This window comes from Spongiactinospora rosea (assembly GCF_003315795.1).
Lineage (GTDB): Bacteria > Actinomycetota > Actinomycetes > Streptosporangiales > Streptosporangiaceae > Spongiactinospora > Spongiactinospora rosea.
Genome location: NZ_QMEY01000007.1, coordinates 235,597 through 256,089 on the forward strand (window position 1 = coordinate 235,597; position 20,493 = coordinate 256,089).

The 20,493-nt window shown below is 70.8% G+C and carries 18 protein-coding genes; 10 read left to right on the forward strand and 8 right to left on the reverse strand.

The annotated features are described in order from the left end of the window. Positions 1–190: 190 nt before the first annotated feature. Entirely contained in the window at positions 191–1,060 is an 870-nt protein-coding gene (locus DP939_RS19185) for an LLM class F420-dependent oxidoreductase (protein WP_113982089.1), read from the reverse strand. 8 nt (positions 1,061–1,068) lie between these two features. Beyond that, the gene (locus DP939_RS19190) at positions 1,069–1,461 is read right to left on the reverse strand and encodes a nuclear transport factor 2 family protein (RefSeq protein WP_113982090.1); all 393 of its coding nucleotides are present in this window, start codon (positions 1,459–1,461) and stop codon (positions 1,069–1,071) included. Between the two features lie 73 nt (positions 1,462–1,534). Here DP939_RS19190 and DP939_RS19195 point away from each other — a divergent pair, with 73 nt between their 5' ends. The 4 genes from DP939_RS19195 (at position 1,535) to DP939_RS19210 (ending at position 4,806) form a co-directional block, all read left to right on the forward strand. After that, positions 1,535–2,194, forward strand: a complete 660-nt coding sequence (locus DP939_RS19195) for a TetR family transcriptional regulator (RefSeq protein WP_113982091.1) — start codon at positions 1,535–1,537, stop codon at positions 2,192–2,194. A 121-nt stretch (positions 2,195–2,315) separates the two neighbouring features. Next, a complete protein-coding gene (locus tag DP939_RS19200; protein WP_113982092.1) occupies positions 2,316–2,621 on the forward strand; it encodes a hypothetical protein in 306 nt (101 codons plus the stop codon). 143 nt (positions 2,622–2,764) lie between these two features. Next, positions 2,765–3,970 (forward strand): FAD-dependent monooxygenase, encoded by a 1,206-nt coding sequence (locus tag DP939_RS19205; RefSeq protein ID WP_113982093.1) that lies wholly within the window; start codon positions 2,765–2,767, stop codon positions 3,968–3,970. 116 nt (positions 3,971–4,086) lie between these two features. Beyond that, positions 4,087–4,806, forward strand: a complete 720-nt coding sequence (locus tag DP939_RS19210) for a TetR/AcrR family transcriptional regulator (RefSeq protein WP_158578620.1) — start codon at positions 4,087–4,089, stop codon at positions 4,804–4,806. A gap of 12 nt (positions 4,807–4,818) precedes the next feature. Here the strand turns inward: DP939_RS19210 and DP939_RS19215 are convergent, their stop codons facing one another. Together DP939_RS19215 and pdxR are read right to left on the reverse strand one after the other, a co-directional pair. After that, positions 4,819–5,679 carry a TIM barrel protein gene (locus DP939_RS19215; RefSeq protein ID WP_113982095.1) on the reverse strand — a complete coding sequence of 287 codons (861 nt, stop codon included), beginning with the start codon at positions 5,677–5,679 and terminating at the stop codon, positions 4,819–4,821. Between the two features lie 115 nt (positions 5,680–5,794). Next, the gene (pdxR, locus tag DP939_RS19220) at positions 5,795–7,162 is read right to left on the reverse strand and encodes a MocR-like pyridoxine biosynthesis transcription factor PdxR (RefSeq protein ID WP_113982096.1); all 1,368 of its coding nucleotides are present in this window, start codon (positions 7,160–7,162) and stop codon (positions 5,795–5,797) included. A 107-nt stretch (positions 7,163–7,269) separates the two neighbouring features. Between pdxR and DP939_RS48740 the strand changes: the two genes are divergently transcribed. Together DP939_RS48740 and DP939_RS19230 are read left to right on the forward strand one after the other, a co-directional pair. Then, a complete protein-coding gene (locus DP939_RS48740; RefSeq protein WP_263972332.1) occupies positions 7,270–8,163 on the forward strand; it encodes a DMT family transporter in 894 nt (297 codons plus the stop codon). 100 nt (positions 8,164–8,263) lie between these two features. After that, on the forward strand, positions 8,264–9,937 hold the full coding sequence (locus tag DP939_RS19230) for a fumarate hydratase (RefSeq protein WP_199565261.1): 1,674 nt from the start codon (positions 8,264–8,266) through the stop codon (positions 9,935–9,937). A gap of 44 nt (positions 9,938–9,981) precedes the next feature. Here DP939_RS19230 and DP939_RS19235 read toward each other — a convergent pair whose 3' ends face one another. After that, a complete protein-coding gene (locus DP939_RS19235) occupies positions 9,982–10,869 on the reverse strand; it encodes a pentapeptide repeat-containing protein (protein WP_158578621.1) in 888 nt (295 codons plus the stop codon). A 307-nt stretch (positions 10,870–11,176) separates the two neighbouring features. Here DP939_RS19235 and DP939_RS19240 point away from each other — a divergent pair, with 307 nt between their 5' ends. The 4 genes from DP939_RS19240 to DP939_RS19255 all read left to right on the forward strand — a co-directional run bounded on the left by DP939_RS19240 (position 11,177) and on the right by DP939_RS19255 (position 17,147). Beyond that, positions 11,177–12,289, forward strand: coding sequence for a winged helix DNA-binding domain-containing protein (locus DP939_RS19240; protein ID WP_113982098.1), 1,113 nt, complete (start codon positions 11,177–11,179; stop codon positions 12,287–12,289). Between the two features lie 329 nt (positions 12,290–12,618). Next, complete coding sequence (locus tag DP939_RS19245) at positions 12,619–13,782, forward strand: serine/threonine-protein kinase (protein WP_113982099.1); 1,164 nt, start codon at positions 12,619–12,621, stop codon at positions 13,780–13,782. 35 nt (positions 13,783–13,817) lie between these two features. After that, positions 13,818–15,704, forward strand: coding sequence for a serine/threonine-protein kinase (locus DP939_RS19250; protein ID WP_113982100.1), 1,887 nt, complete (start codon positions 13,818–13,820; stop codon positions 15,702–15,704). A gap of 42 nt (positions 15,705–15,746) precedes the next feature. Further along, positions 15,747–17,147 carry a class II fumarate hydratase gene (locus DP939_RS19255; protein ID WP_113982101.1) on the forward strand — a complete coding sequence of 467 codons (1,401 nt, stop codon included), beginning with the start codon at positions 15,747–15,749 and terminating at the stop codon, positions 17,145–17,147. 935 nt (positions 17,148–18,082) lie between these two features. On the opposite strand, the gene tmk is transcribed toward DP939_RS19255, so the two are convergent. The 3 genes from tmk to DP939_RS19280 are packed head-to-tail and all read right to left on the reverse strand — an operon-like array spanning position 18,083 to position 20,433. Then, positions 18,083–18,724 (reverse strand): dTMP kinase, encoded by a 642-nt coding sequence (gene tmk, locus DP939_RS19270; protein ID WP_113982104.1) that lies wholly within the window; start codon positions 18,722–18,724, stop codon positions 18,083–18,085. Next, complete coding sequence (locus DP939_RS19275; RefSeq protein ID WP_199565262.1) at positions 18,702–19,256, reverse strand: 3'-5' exonuclease; 555 nt, start codon at positions 19,254–19,256, stop codon at positions 18,702–18,704. Before DP939_RS19275 ends, tmk begins: the two co-directional genes overlap by 23 nt. A gap of 19 nt (positions 19,257–19,275) precedes the next feature. Continuing rightward, positions 19,276–20,433, reverse strand: a complete 1,158-nt coding sequence (locus DP939_RS19280; RefSeq protein ID WP_113982106.1) for a radical SAM protein — start codon at positions 20,431–20,433, stop codon at positions 19,276–19,278. Between the last annotated feature and the right edge of the window lie 60 nt (positions 20,434–20,493).

Genomic DNA, 20,493 nt, shown 5'->3' on the forward strand with positions numbered 1-20,493 from the left:
TGAAGTGCCCCTGAAAGATGGCGTGCCAGCGGGCACGCCAGAACGAATTCGAGTGACCTCAGCGGCCTCGCCCACCGCACCCGTTGCACTTCGGGCTTTACCGGCACGAGGCCGAGCCGGCTGCCGCCTGCCGATGATCACTCACCAGTCCGTCCGGTGCCCACTTTCTGACCACCGGGGGGCGCTCAAGTCAGAGGGACTTCAGGGCGGTGGAAATGGTGGTGAGGTGGGCCGGGGTCCAGGGGCCCGGGGTGATGACGGTGATGTGGTCGATGCCGAGGGTGGCGGCCTCGGTGCAGCGGTGGGTGAAGGAGTCGGGGGATTCGCCGGAGGCGAGGCGGGTGGAGAGGGTTTTCTCGATTTCGTGGTAGGGGCGGCCGAGTTCGTCGCAGTGGCGGGCGAGGACTTCGAGTTTGTGGCGGATGGTCTTGCCGCCGTCCGGGACGTCGAAGAGGTTGCACGCGTCGGCGTACTGGGCGACGAGGCGGAGGGTTTTGCGTTCGCCGGTGCCGCCGATGAGGATTTTGGGGCGGCCCGAAGGGGCGAGGGGGCGGGGGTCGGTGGAGGGGCCGGTCAGGTGGTGGTGGGTGCCCTCGAAGGGGGAATCGTCGCCGGACCACATGCGCAGGGCGATGCGCAGGGTCTCGTCCAGGCGTTCGTAGCGTTCGGCGAGCGGGGGCAGGGGAAGGCCCATCGCGTCGGCCTCGCGCTGGTGGTAGCCGGTGCCGATGCCCAGCCAGGCGCGGCCGCCGGACAGTACGTCGAGCGTGGTCACCGCCTTGACCAGCAGGGTGGCCGGGCGGTAGGTGACGCCGGTGACCATCGTGCCGAGCCTCACCCGCTCGGTGCGGGCGGCGGCGAAGCCGAGGACGGTGTACGCCTCCAGCATGTCGGTCTCATCGGGACCGGCGTTCGGGTCGGCCTGGATCAGGTGGTCGGAGACCCACAGGGTGTCGATGCCGCTCTCGTCGGCGGCCTCGGCGAGCCGGATCAGTTCCTCGCGGATGCGCGCCGGGCCGCCCGGCCATGAGTAGTTGGTGACGTTGATGCTGACTCGCATGACGCTCCTCACCAGCCCGACGTGTGGCCGGCGGGGGGCTTGAGCGGGCCGAGGTGGACGCCCGCGATGAGCCAGCGGTCGTCAGGGCAGACGGCGGCGATGGAGACGCGGAAGCGGTCGGAGACGTCCCGGCCCTTGGCGGTGGTCTCCTGGACGTCCACGCCGACGACATAGGCGGCGGTGCCGTACTCGTGCACCTTCGGGTCTTCGATCACGAAGGACCGGTTGACCAGCCCGTGTCCGAATCGGCCGAGCCACTGGTCGCGGCCCAGGACGAAGCCCAGCGGCCCCACGCCCACGAAGTCGTCGGCGAGCAGGGCGTCGAGCGCGACGGGGTCGTTGGCCTCTTCGGCGGCGGCCCAGCGGTGGACGAGGTCGAGTACGTCGGTGGCTGCGGTCATCACACACTCCTCAGAATTTGTAGGGTGACTCTGAATATAGGGTAACTCTACCTTCTTTGCTACTCTATTGGGCATGGGACTTCGGGAGTTCAAGAAGGAGCAGACGCGGCGGCTGCTGGCCGAGACGGCCTGGCGGATGTTCGCCGACCGGGGCTTCGAGCAGGTGAAGGTGGCCGAGATCGCCCGCGCGGCGATGGTCTCCGAAGCCACCGTGTTCAAGTACTTCCCCACCAAGGAGGGCTTGTTCTTCTCCGGCCTTGAGGACTTCGGCGACCGCCTGATCGCGGCCGTGCGCGAGCGCGAGCCCGGCGAATCCGCGCTCGTCGCCTGCCGCCGCTTCCTGCTCAACGGCGTCGGCGGGCTGCTCGGCCGGATCGAGGGGGGCGACGCCCAGGCGCTCGACCGGCTGCGCACGATCAACCGGGTGATCACCGAGAGTCCCACCCTCCGGGCCCGCGAGCAGCAGGTGATCGCCGGGTACACCGAGGACCTGGCCGGGCTGCTGGCCGAGGAGGTCGGCGCGGACGAGGACGACATCGGCCCGCGCGTCGCGGCCAACGCCCTGATCGGCGTGCATCGCACGCTCATCGGCGAGGTCCGCCGCCGGGCGGCCTCGCTGGAGGACCCGCGCATGATCGCCACGGACGTGCATCGGGCGGGCACCCATGCCTTCGCCCTGCTCGAACACGGCCTGCGCGACTACGCCATCAAGCCGGCCGCCGCATCGCAGTGACCCTCTTACCGCTTCGCCTGGCTTAGGTGGCCCCTGGGGCAGGATTTAACGTATCGACACAGGCGGCGATGGTACGGACACTCTTCGTGAGCGAAGTCGTTTCCGATCCGAGAGGACCGCTATGCCGACCGCACGTATCGCCGCAGGCAGTACCGCACCCGGGCAAGGCTGGCAGCCCTATGGGGCCAACGGCATCTACATCGACGTGGACACCACCTCCGGCCGCTTCACCGGCGCCCCGATCTACGTCAGCTCGGTGGGCGGCACGGGCACCCAGTGGGGTCTGGTGGGGCCCAGCGCGATCTACTCCCCCACCGCCACCGGCTTCCGGGTCTACGTGCAGTGGCGTGACGGGGCGGGGCTGACGCCCGCGCACGCGCAGCAGTACGGCTGGCACATCAACTGGATCGGCTACGACAACCCATAACCCGATATGCCGGGCCTGCCGGGCGTGCCGCCGACCAGCACGCGCGGCAGGCCCGGCCGTTTTACGCGTACCCGCGTCGGCGGCTGACCAAAGTGACCGATATGGTCAGTTCGTCTAAACAGACGTCGATGAAGGGAAGCGTCATGGCGGACACAAGCGGGCGCGGTCGTGCGCTGGTCGTCGGGCTCGGGATCGCGGGCCTCGCCACCGCGCTGCGACTACGGCGGATCGGCTGGGAGCCGGTGGTGATCGAACGTTCCCCGCAACGCCGCTCAAGCGGGTACTTCGTCATGCTCTTCGGTACCGGGATCACCTCGGCCCGGCGGCTGGACGTGCTGGAGGGGATCGGCGACCGCAGCAGCCCGGCGCTCGCCTCCTACGAGGTGGACCGGGCCGGGCGGCGTACCCCCGGCCTGAGCCCGGCGGGCCTGCCCGGCAGGCCCAAGGTGCTGATGCGCGGCGACATCGAGCAGGCGCTGTTCTCCGCGTTGCCGGACGATGTGGAGATCCGGTACGCCACCATGCCCACCCAGATCACCCAGGACGAATCCGGCGCCGAGGTCACCCTGCGCAACACCGTCTCCGGCGGCACCGTCACCGAGCGGTTCGACCTGGTGGTGGGCGCGGACGGGATGCGTTCGACCGTGCGGGAGCTGGTCTTCGGGCCGCAGAAGTACCTGCACCCGCTGAACTACATGATCGGCGCGACCGTGGCGGACGGGCCGATCGAGGGCTTCGGCCTGAACGACGGCCTGGTCCTGGCAGAGCCGGGACGTTCGGTGTGGGCGTTCGCGTTCCGCGACCACGGACCCGGCCTGCTGTTCTCCTATCGCACCAACGACATCGACGCCGAGTTCGGCCGGCCGGCGATCGAGTCCATCCGTGCCGCGTTCGGCCCGCAGCGGCCGGGCCCCCTGCTGGAGAAGCTGTTCACGGCGTTCGACAATGCCCCGGAGCACCTGTTCGACTCGGTGAACCAGGTCAAGATGCCGCGCTGGCACCGCGGGCGGGTCGTCCTGGTCGGCGACGCCGCCTGGTGCCTGACCCTGTACTCGGGCATGGGCGCCTCCAGCGCCATCGCCGGGGGCGAAGCGCTGGGCACCCTGCTGCGGCGGCACTCCGCGGACATTCCGGGCGCACTGCGGGCGTGGGAGAACCGGATGCGGCCGTTCATTCACAAGGAGCAGAGCGGCGTACTGGCCATGCGCACGTTGTTCACGCCGCACGACCGCAGGGAGCAGTTCACCCGCAAGCTGATGATCAACCTCATGCGCAACCCGGCCACCCGGCCGGTCGTGACCAAGATAATAGACATGAGGAACAAGGAGTTCGACGTAGCCGCCGTGTGACTCCGGCTCGACCGCGAAAGTACTCGGCCGCGCGAACACTCGGTCGCGCACGCACTCGGCCGTGCATGTACTCGGCCGTGCACGCACCCGGCCGCGAAAGCAGAGGAAGAGCCCAGGTGACCCCACTGATCGAGCACCAGTCGCGAAAAGCCGCCCGCATCCTGGACAGCACGCGCGAACTGGTGCTCGACCATGGCGTGCGCAAGGTCACCGTCACCGAGATCGCCCGGGTGGCCGGGGTCGGCAAGGGCACCGTCTACCTGTACTGGCCCACCAAGGAAGACCTGATCCTCGGGTTGTTCGCGCGCGACCTGCTGACCTTCCTGGACGACGCCATCGCCAGCGTGGTCGCCGACCCGGCCGCCGTACTGCCGCGCCGCTTCGGGCCGCTGCTGATCCGCACGGGGCTGAGGCTCCCGCTGGCCCGCCGCCTGTACCGCAGCGAGGCCGACCTGCTGCGGCTGTTCACGCAGCAGGACGGCTACGGCGAACTCCTCGACCGCACCACGCCCAGCGCCATGTGCCAGGCGGGCATGCCGATCCTGCACCGGCACCGGCTGATCCGCCAGGACCGCCCGCTGCTGGACCTGACCTACATGGTGCACGCCGTGACCACCGGATTTCTCACCGCCATCGCCGACCCCGACGCCGCCCCGCCCGGTCCGGCCGACCCCGACGCGGTCCTCGCCGACACCCTGGCCCAGTTGCTCGACCCGCCCGCCGCGCCGGAGGGACCGGCCATCGCCGCGGCCGGCGCCGAGACGATCGAGGTGATGCGCGAGATCCGGGAGGCGGTACTGGAACTCATCGACCGCAGCCAGACCCCCCAGCAGTGAGCCGCCTTGGCTTCAGGTGAGGCCCGCCAGGTGGTCGAGGGAGGCGCGGACGGCGGTCATGGGCCCCTCGCCGGGCGGGGGCTCGCGGGTGAGGGCCGTGTCGGGGGCCACGACGTACCAGCCGTCGTATCCGGTGCCGGAGAGGGCGGCCACGACGGCGGCGGTGTCCAGCTCGCCCTCGCCCAAGGGCCGGAAGAGGCCGGCGCGCACGGCTTCGGTGTAGGTCAGGTTGCCCGCTCTGAGCTGGGCGGCCAGCTCGGCGTCCACGTCCTTGAGGTGGACGTGCGCGATCCGCTCCGGGGCCGCGCGGACGAGCGCCGCCGGGTCGGTGCCGCCGAGCAGCAGGTGGCCGGTGTCCAGGCAGAGCGGTATGTCGGATTCGTCGAGGAGGCGGGTCACCTCGTCGGCGTTCGCGATGGCGGTTCCCGCGTGCGGGTGGAGCACCGCCGTGCGGCCGAACCGCTCGCCCTCCTCGACGATCTTGCCGAGGTTGGTCAGGAGGGTCTTCCAGCCGGTCGAGTCGAGCTGGGGGCGCAGGTCGTAGTCGGGGCCGTTGGCGACGGCGGCGAAGATGGCGATCTCGACGTCGCCGTCGCGGTATCCGCGCAGCGTCGCACGTACGTCGGGCACCGGGTCGAACGCGGGATCGTGCAGCACAAGAGGGGTGAATCCACCCAGACCGCGCAGGCCGTACTCGGCGAGCAGCGCGGCGCGGCGCGCGGGCGAGGGCGGCAGGTAGCCGGGCGGGCCCAGCTCGGTGGCGGCGAACCCGAGATCGCGCATCTCGGCGAGCACCCGGGCGCGGTCGAGCTGGTACCCCCAGCCGGGCATCGCGCTGACGCCCCACGCGATGGGAGCCCCCGCGGTCTTCATCGGTTCACCTCCGTGACGCGGCCCGTACATCCGGGCACGCACGACGCGTCCTCGATTGTGCCCGATCCCTTCCTCTCCCCGTTTCCGGCGCGCGGAAACCCGTTCGCGCCGGAGGTCAGAGCGCGGCGGCCAGGGCGCGTACGGCGGGGTCGGCGCGGTGCGGCGGCAGGCGGGCGAAGCCGGCCACGACGGCCCCGACGCCGCCGGGCCGCCCCCGCATCGGGGCGACGGGCTCGGCGATGATCCCCGCGTCGCGGGCCGCGTCCGCGACGCGCACCTCGGCGATCCCGTCCGGCAACTCGACGTAGACGTGCAGGCCCGCCGCCACCCCCCGCACCCGGAACTCCGGCAGGTGGGCGGCGACCGCCGCCACGAACGCGTCCCTGCGCCTGCGGTACTCCCGGCGCATCCGCCGCAGGTGACGGTCGTACTCGCCGCTCGCCAGCAGGTGCGCCAGGGCGTACTGCTCGATCACCGGCGAGCCGAGGTCCAGGTCGGCGCGGGCCTGCCTGACCCGCTCGCTGAAGCCGCGCGGGGCCACGACCCAGCCCAGCCGCAGGCCGGGCGCCAGCGGTTTGCTCACCGAACCGCACAGCGCCACCCGGCCCGGGTCCAGGCCCTGGAGGCAGCCGACGGGGTCGCGGTCGAAGCGGAACTCCGCGTCGTAGTCGTCCTCCAGGACCAGCGCGCCGGTCTCGGCGGCCCAGGCCATCAGCTCGGCCCGGCGTCCGGGCGAGAGCACCACTCCGGTGGGGTACTGGTGGGCGGGGGTCACCAGTACGGCTCGTGCCCGTGTACGGGCCAGGGCCTCGACGTCGATGCCCTCGTCGTCCACCGGGACGTGCACCAGGTCTGCGCCCGACGAGGTCAGCAGCGGGACCTGACGGGCGGCGGTCGGGTCCTCCACGGCCAGCCGTACGCGGGACCCGGGCGACTCCCCCGCCAGCAGCCGGATCGTGATGGCCAGGCCCTGGGCGACCCCGCCGACCACGATCAGGTCCGTGGGCGCGATGTCGGCGGCGCGGACCCGTCCCAGGTAGGCGGCCAGTTCGCGGCGCAGCGGCGGCACCCCGCCGGGGTCGGAGTAGTCGAAGGCGTCGCTGGTCATCGTGGACAGGGCGTGGCGCAGGGCGGCCAGCCAGCGTTCGCGCGGGAACTCCGTCAGGTCGGGGGTGGTGGCGCGCACCCCGTGGTAGGCGTGCGGGGGCATGGTGTCCTGGGCGGGGCCGCGGGCCACGGCGGCGGGCGCGACGCGGGTGCCCGCGCCCACGCGGGAGATCAGGAAGCCCTCGGCGACCAGCCGTTCGTACGCCTCGACCACGACGCCCCTGGAGACGCCGAGGTCTCTGGCCAGGTCGCGGCTGGCGGGCAGGCGCGCGCCGGGGGCCAGCCTGCCCTGGCGTACGGCGGCGCGCAGCTCACCGGCGATCTGCGCGGTCACGCCGCCCGCCGTACGGTCCACGGAGAGGTGGAGATCCGCCAAATGGTCCTCGATTCTGGTCGCCGATTGGACCATCCAGGCGGGCCAATCGGTTTCTAGTATCTCCCCCTATGAGTTCCATGGGGGGTGCTAACGGGCGGAACGTCGTGATGGCTTCCGTCGCGATGTTCATGGTGGGGACGCTCGCCGGGGTGTCCGACCTGATCAACGAGTTTCCGGTGTACGGCGGGCAGGCGGTCCGCTACGCGGTGGGCGCGCTGGTGCTGCTGGCCATGGCCCGGCTGCTCGGGCAGCGGTTCGTACGGCTCGGCCTGCGCGAGACCGTGCTGCTGGTGCTCCTCACGCTGACCGGGCTGGTGCTGTTCAACGTCGCGGTCATCGAGTCCACCAGGCACGCGGGGCCCGCTCTGGCCGGGACGGTGCTGGGCACGGTCCCTCTGGCGCTGGCGCTGGTCGGCGGGCGCCGTCCGGCTCCGCACGTTCTGGTGGGGGCGTCCGTGGTGGTGGCGGGGGCGACCATCGCCACCGGGCTGGGCACCGGCAACCTGCCGGGGCTGCTGTGGTCGCTGGTGGCGCTGGCCTGCGAGGTGTCCTTCTCGCTGCTGGCCCTGCCGCTGCTGCCCAGGCTGGGGGCGGTGCGGGTGTCGGCGTACACGACGGCGCTGGCGGTGCCGCTGTTCCTGACCTTGGGGCTGGTCACGGACGGGGCGGCGGGGATGCTGCGGACTCCGACGGTCGCCGAAGGGCTGGGCTTCGCGTACCTGTCCATCGCGGTGACCGTGGGGGCGTTCTTCCTCTGGTACACGGCGCTGCCGAGGCTCGGCCCGGCGCGGGCGGGGCTGTTCGCGGGGCTGATCCCGGTGGGCGCGATCGTCACGGGTGCGGTACTCGGCCTGGCCACGCCCACTCCCGCCGACCTTGTGGGGGCGGGGCTGGTTATAACGGGCATCGTCATCGGCCTGTACGGCAGGCGTCCTCGTCCTGCGGCCGGCGGGGAGTCCGTTGAGGAACCCGAAGTTATCCACAGGCAGCCGGTCGGGTGAACCGCGAGTTATCCACAGGTGGCCGATCCCGTGACACGGGGAGGGCGGCGCGGGCTTAATCTCGACTCGCAAAGGGACCACTGAGGAGGACGACGCGACGATGCCCGAGTTCGACTACACCGACCTGCTGCCGCTGGGCCCCGACGAGACCGAGTACCGGCTGATCACCACGGAGGGGGTGCGGCGGGTGGAGGCCGCCGGGCGGTCCTTCCTGGAGGTCGAGCCGGAGGCGCTGCGCCGGCTCACCGAGGCGGCGGTCCACGACATCTCGCACTACCTGCGCGCCTCCCACCTGGCCCAGCTCCGCAAGATCGTCGATGACCCCGAGTCCAGCGGCAACGACCGCTACGTCGCGCTCGACCTGTTGAAGAACGCCTCCATCTCGGCCGGCGGCGTGCTGCCCATGTGCCAGGACACCGGCACCGCGATCGTGATGGGCAAGCGCGGCCGGCACGTGCTGACCGACGGCCACGACGCCGAGCACATCTCGCGCGGGGTCTACGACGCCTACACGACGCTCAACCTGCGCTATTCGCAGATGGCGCCGCTGACCATGTGGGAGGAGAAGAACACCGGCAGCAACCTCCCGGCCCAGATCGAGCTGTACGCCGAAGACCCCGGCGGGCACCCCGACGAGTACAAGCTGCTGTTCATGGCCAAGGGCGGCGGCAGCGCCAACAAGTCGTTCCTCTACCAGGAGACCAAGGCGGTGCTCAACGAGCGGCGCATGCTGGAGTTCCTGGAGGAGAAGATCAGCTCTTTGGGCACCGCCGCCTGCCCGCCCTACCACCTGGCGGTGGTGGTGGGCGGCACCAGCGCCGAGTTCGCGCTGAAGACCGCCAAATACGCCTCGGCCCGTTACCTCGACGCGCTGCCCACCGAGGGGTCCGCCAGCGGGCACGGCTTCCGCGATCTGGAGCTGGAGAAGAAGGTCTTCGAGCTGACCCAGGGTCTGGGCATCGGCGCGCAGTTCGGCGGCAAGTACTTCTGTCACGACGTGCGGGTGATCCGGCTGCCCAGGCACGGCGCGTCCTGCCCGGTCGCCATCGCGGTGTCGTGCAGCGCCGACCGGCAGGCGCTCGCCAAGATCACCCCTGAGGGCGTGTTCCTGGAGAAGCTGGAAACCGACCCGGCGCGGTTCCTGCCCGACACCACCGACGAGCACCTTGGCGGTGACGTGGTGCGGATCGACCTCAACCGTCCGATGTGGGAGGTCTTGGCGGAGCTGTCCCAGCACCCGGTGAAGACCCGGCTGTCCCTCAACGGCCCGCTGGTGGTGGCCCGCGACATCGCCCACGCCAAGATCGCCGAGCGGCTCGACGCGGGCGAGCCGATGCCCGCCTACCTGAAGGACCACGCGGTCTACTACGCAGGCCCGGCCAAGACCCCCACCGGCTACGCCTCCGGCTCCTTCGGCCCGACCACCGCCGGCCGGATGGACTCCTACGTCGAGCGCTTCCAGGCCGCAGGCGGCTCCCTGGTCATGCTGGCCAAGGGCAACCGCTCGACCCAGGTCACCGAGGCCTGCCGCCGCAACGGCGGCTTCTACCTCGGCTCGATCGGCGGCCCGGCCGCCCGGCTGGCCCAGGACTGCATCAAGAAGGTGGAGGTGCTGGAGTACGAGGAGCTGGGCATGGAGGCGGTCTGGAAGATCGAGGTGGAAGACTTCCCGGCCTTCATCGTGGTCGACGACAAGGGCAACGACTTCTTCGACCGACGCCGGCAGGACGGCGGAGCCACCTTCATGGGCATCCCCACCCGCCCCCGCACGTAAATGAGTCACAAGTTACAAGCCCGGCCATCACCGGGCCCACTGGTTCAGAACTTGGTGGTCGCGTCGGTTTTGGTGGTTCTGCGGATCTCGTCGGGGGTCATGCCCTTGACCCCTCTGAGGTCCGCGCCGCTCAGGTTCGCGCCCGCCAGTACAGCCGCGCCGATCTCGGCACCCCTGAGGTCGGCGCCGGTCAGATTCGCGTCGGTGAAGTCGGTTCCCGGGAAGAGCACCTTGCCCGTGAGCCGTGCGCCCGTCAGGTTCGCCCGGTACAGGGACGTGTACTTCAGCTGCGCGCCGCGCAGGTCGGCGCCGGTGAGGTCAGCGGCGTTCAGGGTCGCGCCGTTCAGATTGGCGGAGCGCAGGTCCGCGCCGCGCAGGTCGGCGTACATCATGTCGGCCTGCACGAGTTCGGCGTCAGCGAGGTAGGCGCCGGCCAGGTCCACGGAGCCCCACTGAGCGCCGGTGAAGCTGGCGTCCTTCAGGCGCGGGAACTCCTTCGTGGTACGCCGCGTGAGGTCGCCGAGGGCGCGCAGCGCGGCGTTCAGGTCGGCGCCCGGCTTCCAGGTGGCCATGCCCTTAGGCGTGCCCGGGCGGTCGCGGCCCTTGAGCCTGCCCGGACGGTCGTGCTCCAGGATGAACGCCGTCAGGACGTTCTGGATCGTCCCGGCGTCGGGGGCCGAGTCCTTGGCGATGCGGGCCAGCGCGGACACCCCGCCGGCCCTGACCTCAAGCGACCTGCCCGGGCCGATCTGCTCGACGGCCCTGGTGTAGCGGTCGGTGATCTGCTGTTCCTGGGTGACCCGGAGCTCTTCCTGCCCGGTCTGCCAGGTCAGCGCCGTGTAGTACAGACCGCCGCCGGTGAAGACCAGGCCCAGGATTATCCCGATCGAGTTGAGGGCCTGCCAGGGCCGTTGGCGGCGGGCCTCGTACATTTCCTGCCGTCTGTCGATCGGTAAGGAGTCCAGTTCCTCCTGCGTGGGCGGGGTGACCCGGGCCGCCCTCCGCCATCGACGGGGTCGCCTCGCGGCCTGGGAGAACGGGCTCAGAGGCTCGTCGGGAGTGCTCATTCGGGAAGGTACCTGCCATGGCTGTTGTTGATCGCGGAACGGTCGTCCGCTGGCCGAGATCTCCCACACCACCATGCACCCCGGCGTTGTCCATTCGCCCCTCCATTCACTGTCCAATCACTGGTCACCTGGGTGACAGGAGGTGTCCGCCACCACCTCTACCGTGGGGCGCATGGAGAACGTGCTGAGCAGGCGGGCGGTCAACCGGGCGACCCTCGCCCGGCAGTTGCTGCTGGACAAGGCCGAGATGCCGGTCATCGACGCCGTGGAGCACCTGGCCGGGTTGCAGGCGCAGACCCCGCACACCTGGTACGTGGGGCTGTGGTCGCGGCTGCACGGGTTCCGTGGCGAGTCGGCCGCGGGGCCGCTGGGCGAGCGGGAGCTGGTCAGGGCGGCGCTGATGCGCGGCACGATCCACCTGGTCTCGGCGCGCGACTGCCTGGCGCTGCGGCCACTGGTGCAGCCGATGATCGAGCGGGCCACGATGACGACGTTCGGCAGGCGGCTGGCCGGGGTCGATCCGGTACGGCTGGCCGCCGCCGCCCGCGCGCACCTGGCCGAGCGCCCGCTGACCTTCGCCGCACTGGGCAGGCTGCTCGCCGAGGAGTGGCCGGACCACGACCCCCACGCGCTGGGCCAGGGCGCGCGGGCCTGGCTCACCCTGGTCCAGGTGCCTCCGCGCGGCCTGTGGGGGCGCAGCGGCCCGGTCGCGCACACCACGGCCGAGAGCTGGCTCGGTCCTGCCGGCGACGTGCACGCGATGACGCCGCAGACGATGGTGCTGCGCTACCTGGCGGCGTTCGGGCCCGCGTCGGTACAGGACGTGCAGCAGTGGTCCGGCCTGACCCGGCTGACGGAGGTGATGACCGGCCTTGACCTGGCCGAGTTCCGCACCGAGGACGGCGGCCGGCTGTTCGACCTCCCCGGCGCCCCGCGCCCCGGCCCGGACGTCCCCGCCCCCGCGCGTTTCCTGTACGACTACGACAACCTGCTGCGCTCACACGCGGACCGCTCGCGCGTCATCACCGACGCCTACTACGCGCAGAACTACGATCCGCACGGCTGGGCCGTCTCCTCGTTCCTGATCGACGGTTTCACGGCCGGTGACTGGCGGGTCACCAGGCAGGGCCGGACCTCGGTGCTCACCCTGCGCCCGTACTCCCCGCTGCCCGACCCTGACGCCGACGACCTGACCAAGGAGGGTGCCCGATTGCTGAACTTCCTGGCCCCCGGCGACGCCCACGACATCCGATTCGCCGCCCCCCGATCCGTCACCGGAGAGTGACCAGGGGCGTCGGAGTCGGTCGGAAGCCTCGTGGCGCACGGCCGGGCGAACACTGCGGCGAACGCCTGGCCGGTCGCCTCCGCCGGGTAAGCGGCGGCTGCGACCAGGCCGTATGCCACGAGGCCCCCTGGGACCAAACTGACACTTGCCAGGATGACGTAAATGCAACCTACTTGCAATAGTGGCCCGCTCTACCAGCCGCGAGCGATGTCTGAGACCATGGTCGGGCAGGGGACGCACCCCCGCCGGCTTGCTCTGACCGAAGATCTCGACAAAAAAGCGGCCCTGTCTCTACAGGTCGCATTACGCAAATCGGTAAGCTGCCACCCATGCGTGCGCCCTCGGGATACCTTCTTGCCGCGCGCTATCGGCTGAGCGAACCTGTCGGCCGCGGCGGCATGGGCACCGTTTGGCGAGCACGCGATGAGCTCCTGGACCGTCAAGTGGCTGTCAAGGAGGTCCGTCTGCCGCTCGTTCTCGACGAGGATCTGCGCTCCGAGTTGTGCGCCAGGACCGAGCGGGAGGGACGGGCGACGGCCATGGTCGCGCACCCCTCGGTGATCACCGTGTTCGACGTGGTGACCGAGGACGACCGGCCCTGGATCGTGATGGAGCTGCTGCAGGCCAGGTCGCTGGAGCAGTTCATCCGCGAGGAGGGGCCGCTGCCGCCGCGCAAGGTGGCCGAGATCGGCAGGCAGGTGCTGGGCGCGCTGCGCGCCGTACACGCCAAGGGCATCCTGCACCGCGACGTGAAGCCGAGCAACGTGCTGGTCACCCACGATCGGGCGGTGCTGACCGACTTCGGGCTGGCCGCGCTGGAGGGTGACGCGTCGATCACGCAGGCGGGCATCGTGCTCGGTTCCGCCGGTTACATCGCGCCCGAGCGGGTGCTGGGCGACAAGGCCAGCCCCGCCGCCGACCTGTGGTCGCTCGGCGCGACCCTGTACACCGCGGTGGAGGGCAAGGGCCTGCACGGACGGCGTACCGCGGCGGCCGCCCTGGCCGCGCTCACCAGCGGCGCGCCGATCCCGATGGAGAAGGCCGGGCCGCTCGCCCCGGTGCTGCGCGGCCTGCTCCGCATCGACCCCGACACCCGGCTCGACGCGGCCAGGGCGTCGCTGATGCTGGCCAGGGTGGCGGCGGGCGGTTCGGCCGAGGAGCCGCTCGCCCAGGCCGCCCGCAAGCCCGTGCGCGCGGCGATCCCCGTCCCGCCGGCCGCGCGCAGGCCCGGCCACCGCGGCGTGCACCGGGCCGAGTCGCGGCCCGCGCCGCCGCGCGACGCGCCGGTGGCCCCGCATCGTCCCGGCGGCGCGCCCGCCGTGCCGCCCCAGTCGCAAGCGCAGCGCGGCGGTCACCGCCGGGCCACGGAGGGAGTGCATCGCAAACCGGCCGAGCCACCGCCGCCCAGGCCATTGGTGCTGCGTATGTCCACGATCATCAGAATGGTCCTGCCTCGCCGCTTCTGGCCGCGCGAACTTCGCAAGCGAGGCTAAAGCGGTTCGTAACCAGAAATGGCTATCGTCTACACATGCCGCCCCATCGTCAGAGCCACCTGCTCGCCGATCGTTACGAGCTGATCTCGCCCATCGGCCGTGGCACCATGGGAACCGTTTGGCGAGCCCGCGACCACTCCCTCGGTCGCGACGTGGCGGTCAAGGAGATCCGCCAGGAGCCCGGACTCAGCGACCCGCAGCAGGCCGAGCTGCGCGAACGCATGCTCCGCGAGGGCCGCTCCGCGGCGCGGATCAACCACCCGTCCGTCGCCGTCGTCTACGACGCCATCGAGGCGGAGGGACGTCCGTGGATCATCATGGAGCTGGTGGAGGCCCGTTCGCTGGAGCAGGTGATCGACGAGGAGGGGCCGCTGCCGCCGCGCCTCGTCGCCGAGATCGGCTCGGACCTGCTCGGCGCGCTGCGCGCGGCGCACGCCCAGGGCATCCTGCACCGTGACGTCAAACCGGGCAACGTACTGGTCACCGAGAACGGGCGGGTGGTGCTCACCGACTTCGGCATCGCCAAGGCGGCGGGTGACGCCAAGCTGACCAGGACCGGCATGGTGATCGGGTCGCCGGGGTATACGGCGCCGGAGCGGGCGCGCGGCGAGTACACGGGGCCGGAGTCGGACCTGTGGTCGCTGGGCGCGACACTGTACTTCGCGGTCGAGGGACGGCCGGCGTACGAGCGTTCGTCGGTGGCGGCGACGCTGGCGGCGCTGATGACCGAGAGCGCCGACCCGCCGACCCAGGCGGGGCCGCTGCGGCCGGTGCTGGACGCGTTGCTGGAGAAGGACCACAAGGTACGGCTTTCGGCCGGAAAGGCGGCGACAATGCTACGGGCGGTGGCGGACACCCCCTCGGACGAACCGGTTCCCGGCCCTTCGGGGGCCGATCGGGGCCCCTCCCCCGCCCACCGTCCACCGGCAGGCCCCGCCGCCGGGGCTGGTTCCGGGGCAGGGAGTGCTTCCAGGGCGGGGGTTCCGCGGTTGCCCGCGGCGCTGTCGGAGCCGTTCTCGGCACCGGCCCCGCCGCCGGGGTACCCGGCCGCGCCGAGCGCCGGGCGTCCGGACCAGGGCGCGGGCGAACCTCCGGCGGCCCGGCCCGCCGCCGCGGCCCAGCGGGACGCCCCGCCGTACGACCCGGAGGAGACCCGGCCCAAGCGGGACGCCTCGCCGTACGATCCCGAGCAGACCCGGCCCAAGCGGGACGAACGGGAGGAGCGGCCCTTCGACCCGGAGCGGACCATCGCGGTGGCGAGGCCGTCCGGCGTCAGGCTGCCGCCGGCGAAGACCCCTGGCCCGCCGGTGCCGCCCCGGCCACAGCCACAGCGACCGGCACAGCAACCGGCACAGCCGCAGCAGCCCGCACAGCCCGCCGTCCCGCAGGGCCATGAGACCAACGCCCACCCGCAGCCGCCACAGAACGGCTACGGCCAGTACCCGCAGGCCCCCATGCCGCCGCACGGCGCGCCCGGCACCGGCCCGTTCAGCGCTCCCGGCGGCCTGCCGCCGCAGGCCCCCGGTCCCGGTACCGGGCCGTACGAGGCCATGCCGCGCACCGGCGACCACGCCGCCATGCCCCCCTACGCCCCCCAGGGCGGCCCCGGCGCTCCTGGCGGCGTGCCGTCCCCCCCCGTCCCCCAGGCCCCGCCGAATGCCGTCTCCGGCCCGCCCGCGTCCTCCTATCCCGGCATCCCCGTGGCCGGTGTCCCCGGCACCGGCAGGCCCGGCCGGGGCCCCGGCGGCGACGAGGGCACGCTGAGCGGGGGCGGTCTCGGCACCGACCTGTTCGCGATCGCCGGTCCGCCGCCCCCCGAGGTCGGTGACTCCAAGAGCCGGGCGCGGAAGTTCATCCTGGTCTGTGCCGGTCTGCTGCTGCTCGCGGTGGTCCTGATCTTCGTGGTGCGGGCATTCACCTGAGCCGGTGAATCCTCGCTCGGGGCGGCAGCGCAGACTAAGCACATGAGCGAGTTTCGGATCGAGCATGACTCGATGGGTGAGGTACGCGTTCCCGCTGACGCCAAGTGGCGGGCCCAGACCCAGCGGGCCGTGGAGAACTTCCCGGTCTCCGGCCGAGGGCTCGAACCCGCCCATGTCGCGGCCCTGGGCCTGATCAAGGCCGTCGCCGCCGAGGTGAACGGCGAGCTGGGCGTGATCGAGAAGGACCTGGCCGAGGCCATCGCGCAGGCGGCCACGGACGTGGCGGAGAACGAATGGGACGCGGAGTTCCCGATCGACGTCTTCCAGACGGGTTCGGGCACCTCCTCCAACATGAACGCCAACGAGGTGATCGCCACCCTGGCGGAGTCCCGGCTGGGCGACGGCCGTAAGGTCCACCCGAACGACCACGTCAACGCCTCGCAGTCGTCCAACGACGTGTTCCCGACCTCCATCCACGTCGCGGCGACGACCGAGACGGTCTTCCACCTGATCCCGTCCCTCGAACACCTGGCGACCGCGCTGCGGGCCAAGTCGATCGAGTTCGCCCAGGTGGTCAAGTCGGGACGGACCCACCTGATGGACGCGACGCCGGTCACCCTGGGCCAGGAGTTCGCGGGCTACGCGACGCAGATCGACAACGCGGTGGCGCGGATCAACTCGGCCCTGACCAGGGTGACCGAGCTGCCGCTCGGCGGTACTGCCGTGGGCACCGGGATCAACACGCCGCCGGGGTTCGCCAGGAAGGTCATCGCAGGACTGCGCGAGGCGACCGGCCTGCCGTTCACCGAGGCCCGCGACCACTTCGAGGCCCAGGGCGCACGGGACGCGATCGTCGAACTGTCGGGCCAGCTCAGGGTCACGGCGGTGGCGCTCAACAAGATCGCCAACGACCTGCGCTGGATGGGCTCCGGCCCGCGCGCGGGGCTCGGCGAGATCAACCTCCCCGACCTCCAGCCGGGGTCCTCGATCATGCCGGGCAAGGTCAACCCGGTCGTACCCGAGGCCGTGTGCATGGTGTCCGCCCAGGTCATCGGTAACGACGGGGCCATCGCCTTCGCGGGCGCGGCGGGCAGCTTCGAACTGAACGTGATGATGCCGGTCATCGCCCGCAACATCCTGGAGTCGATCCGCCTGCTGGCCAACGTCTCCCGGCTGTTCGCCGACCGCTGCATCTCGGGGATCACCGCCAACGCGGAGCGCTGCCGGGAGTACGCGGAGTCCTCACCGTCGATCGTCACGCCGCTGAACCGGCACGTCGGCTACGAGGAGGCCGCCAAGATCGCCAAGGAGGCCCTGTCCGAACGCAAGACCATCCGCCAGGCCGTCCTCGACCGCGGCCACGTCGCCAAGGGCACCCTCACCGAAGAACAACTCGACGCCATCCTCGACGTCCTCTCCATGACCCGCCCCCCAGGCAACTGACCCACCCCCGTGGGCCTGCAGGCCCCTCCCGCCGTACCCGCCGGAGCCCCACCCCACCTCCGGCGGGCCCGCCCTCACACACATGCAGGCCCCGCGCTTACACGCGTGTAGAGAACCGCGCTCCGCGCGGGGGGGACCGCGCATACGCCCGCAATCGCCTTCGCTTCGCTCAGCCGCTTTCTCTTGTGTCGGGCTCCGCCCGACGCTCGCGCCACCGACTAACTCGCATACACGCCGGTCCAAGCACCCAAAACGGGAACCCTCCCTTGTATCCGGGAAGGCCGGCCAAATCGTGACGCCGCCTGCATCGCCCGGCCGAAGTGGGGACGTCGCAGAGTCACGTCCGCCACGAAGTCTCGCATCCGGCAGAACCGATCGAACTCCCTTGCATGAACGCGAGTGACGAACGCCCGCCACGAATCCACCGTCGTCACCACCCTGCCCCAGACGTTCCGGATCGGCATCGCCCACCGTCACGACGATCAACCCGCCGCGCGCCACCGGCACCAGATGCCCGGCCCGTACGTCTCTGACGAACCCCACGAACCCCAGCCCGACACCAAAACCGCACCGCTCATCCGGTCGGCCCGCTCCCAAGACCGCAGCCACGCGCTACCCATGCCGGACGGCTCCACCGCCAGGCCCGCACCATGGCTCGCCCCGATCACACCGTCCATCGCACCCCCCGCCGAGCGCATCTACACTTGGTCGAACCGGCCACCTCTGGCCCCATCCTCAAACTCCCTCCAGTGATCCCAGGCCGTCAGCACCGGCAGCCACACCCCGGGCACCGCATCCCCGACCCGCGCCAGGAACAGATCCCATCGGGCCCGGCTCACCCACACCGCCGTGCCCACCGGCGAGGTGTCGCCCACCAACAGCCAGGAGTCATAACCGGGTTCGGCCCCCAGTTCGATCGTTTCGACCAGGACGGCTCACCCCGCAGCCGGAGCGAAGAAGGCCAGCAGCCGATCACGAATCAGTGCCGCGGACCGCTCGGGAGGCCGGCGGTTCACATCCACGCGCAGCACGTCGTAGCCCGCCTGAATCAGCCGCTCGGTGGCCTGCCGGTAGAAGTGAACCTCGGCGTGGCTACTGCCGGACGAGAGCTGGAAGCGGTTGTGCGGCCCACGCTCCCGGAGTCGTTCGGAGATGACCTCGGGGTCGGCTTCCAGGATCACGGCCAGGTCGGGCCGGTCAGCCTCGGCGTTCAGTCGCCAGAGGAACATTGGGTCAATGCCGTCGAAGCGCTGCATCACCAGACCGGACGGGATGTAGCGGTCACTCAGTACCACGCGACCCGCTTCAAGGTTGGGCCGGACTTCGGCCTCAAGGTGGTGGTACCGGTCGGCCGCGTACAAGCAGGCCAGCGCGTGACGTGTGGTCGTCTCGGTCAGTTCTCGGCACAGTGCGCCGATGGGGCCGGTGGACGGTTCGGCCGTGACATGCACGTCTTCGCCAGCGGCAACGAGTAACTGTGCCAGGTGTCGCACGATCGTGGACTTTCCTGCGCCGCTCGGTCCGTCCACGCTGACGAACCGGCCCCGCTGACGCTCAGAAAAGGGCCGGAGGCTCATCCTCGCCCCCTCCTGGTGACTCGCCGCGCAGCTCTTCCAGGCTGTACGCCTTGGTGGCGAGTAGGACGAACAGCCGGGCCGCCACCAGCGCGTCATAGGTCGCACGGTGGGGCGTGAGGTCGCCCGGCAGCCCTTCGGCCAGACCGAATACCTCGGTCAGATTGCCGAGCCGGTAGCTGTCTTGCCCCGGCACCAAGCGGCGGGCGAGCTTGAGCGTATCGAACACCTCGGGCGGTTCCCAGCCGGTGAGCTTGCGCTGGAGCACACCGAGATCGACGTGGGCGTTGTGCGCAACAAGGATGTCTGCGTCCAGTGCCGCCACTACGTTGCCGGTGATGTCCTCAAACGTGGGGCAGTCGGCCACGTCCTCGTTGGTCAGCCCGTGGATGCGGGTGGCGAAGTGCTTGATGGACGTCTCCGGCTTCACGAGCCAGCTCATCGGCTCCCCGATGATGCCACCGATCACCGGCACGGCGGCCAGCTCCACCAAGTCGGGCGGCTGGTGGCCGTTGCCCTCGACATCGACCACCACAAAACTCAGGCTCGTCCAATCAGTCATCTTCGTTCTCGCCCTCCCAGCCGATGTCGGCACGACCATGCCAGCGCTCACGGTGCGGGTGGCGCACGTCGTGAACCTGGAAGCCCAGGGCGTGTTGCAGGTGGTAACGCGGCTGTTCGGTCTCCAGGCCGGACACCACGGCCGCCCGCTCGGTGATGTCCACGACCACAAGACCACGAGCTTCAGGCAGATGTGCCGCGACCTCCCGGAACCGGTCGGGTGTCGGCACCTTGTGCGCGGTCCGGCACAGTTCGAGCTGGCTCAGCGGGCAGATGTCGCACAGCCCCGGGATGCCGATGTGCCCGTTGTAGTCCGGCAGGCCATGCGCGTAGGCGACGGCACACGAGGTCTTGCGGAACAACGGTGTCGTAGCGTCGAACGTGGCCAGCACCCGCTGTTCCAGCGTCTCGGGCACGATCTTGCGGCGGGCGGTGTCCTCGTACGGCTCGGGCAGGCCGTTGGCCTTGTAGTAGCCCGCGATCTCATCCCGGTAGAACAGACCGGTGAACACCGTGGCGTCGGCGTGCTGGGCGAGCTGGTAGGCCGCGTCCAGGTGTTCCGGTGAGTCGTTCAGACCCGGCACCAGCGGGCGCCAGTAGAGAACTGTGCGATACCGGCGGCGCGTCGGCCTGCTCATGAGCTTCAAGGACTCAGCCGCCACGGACGACGGGTAGGGCTCGATGTCCTTGTTGTCGATGCCCGAGTACGTGAACAGCAGAGTGAGCTTGATGTGCCGGAGCCGGTTCAGCCGCTCGAAGTCCCCAGGCTTCATCTGGTGCCTGGTGATGACGAGGACGTGGTTGGTCAGCTCGCGCTCGTCCAGGTCCTCCAGCACGGCCAGCGTGTGCGGCCGGACGGCCGGGAGGAAGGGGTCAGTCGCCCGGTTGAAGACCTGCACCGGGGTCACGTGCGGCTGGAAGTACTGATGAGCGACCAGCTCTTCAACGGCCTGGGCGTCGGACATGAGCGCCCGTGGCACCCGCTGATCCCACAGGCCGTAGGTGTGCCGGATGCAGTACGCGCAGTCCAGCGGGCAGCCCTGGATGTGATTCAGGCTGAGACCGCTCTTGCGGTACTCCACGACTTCACGGGCACGCCTGGGGAGCTTGTCGATCTGGTCCTTGCTCAGCAGGGCGACACGGGGCACCACTGGCCACTCCAAGTCCCTCGAGGGCGGACGCGGTTCGGCGTCCCTACCGGCAGAGTAGGA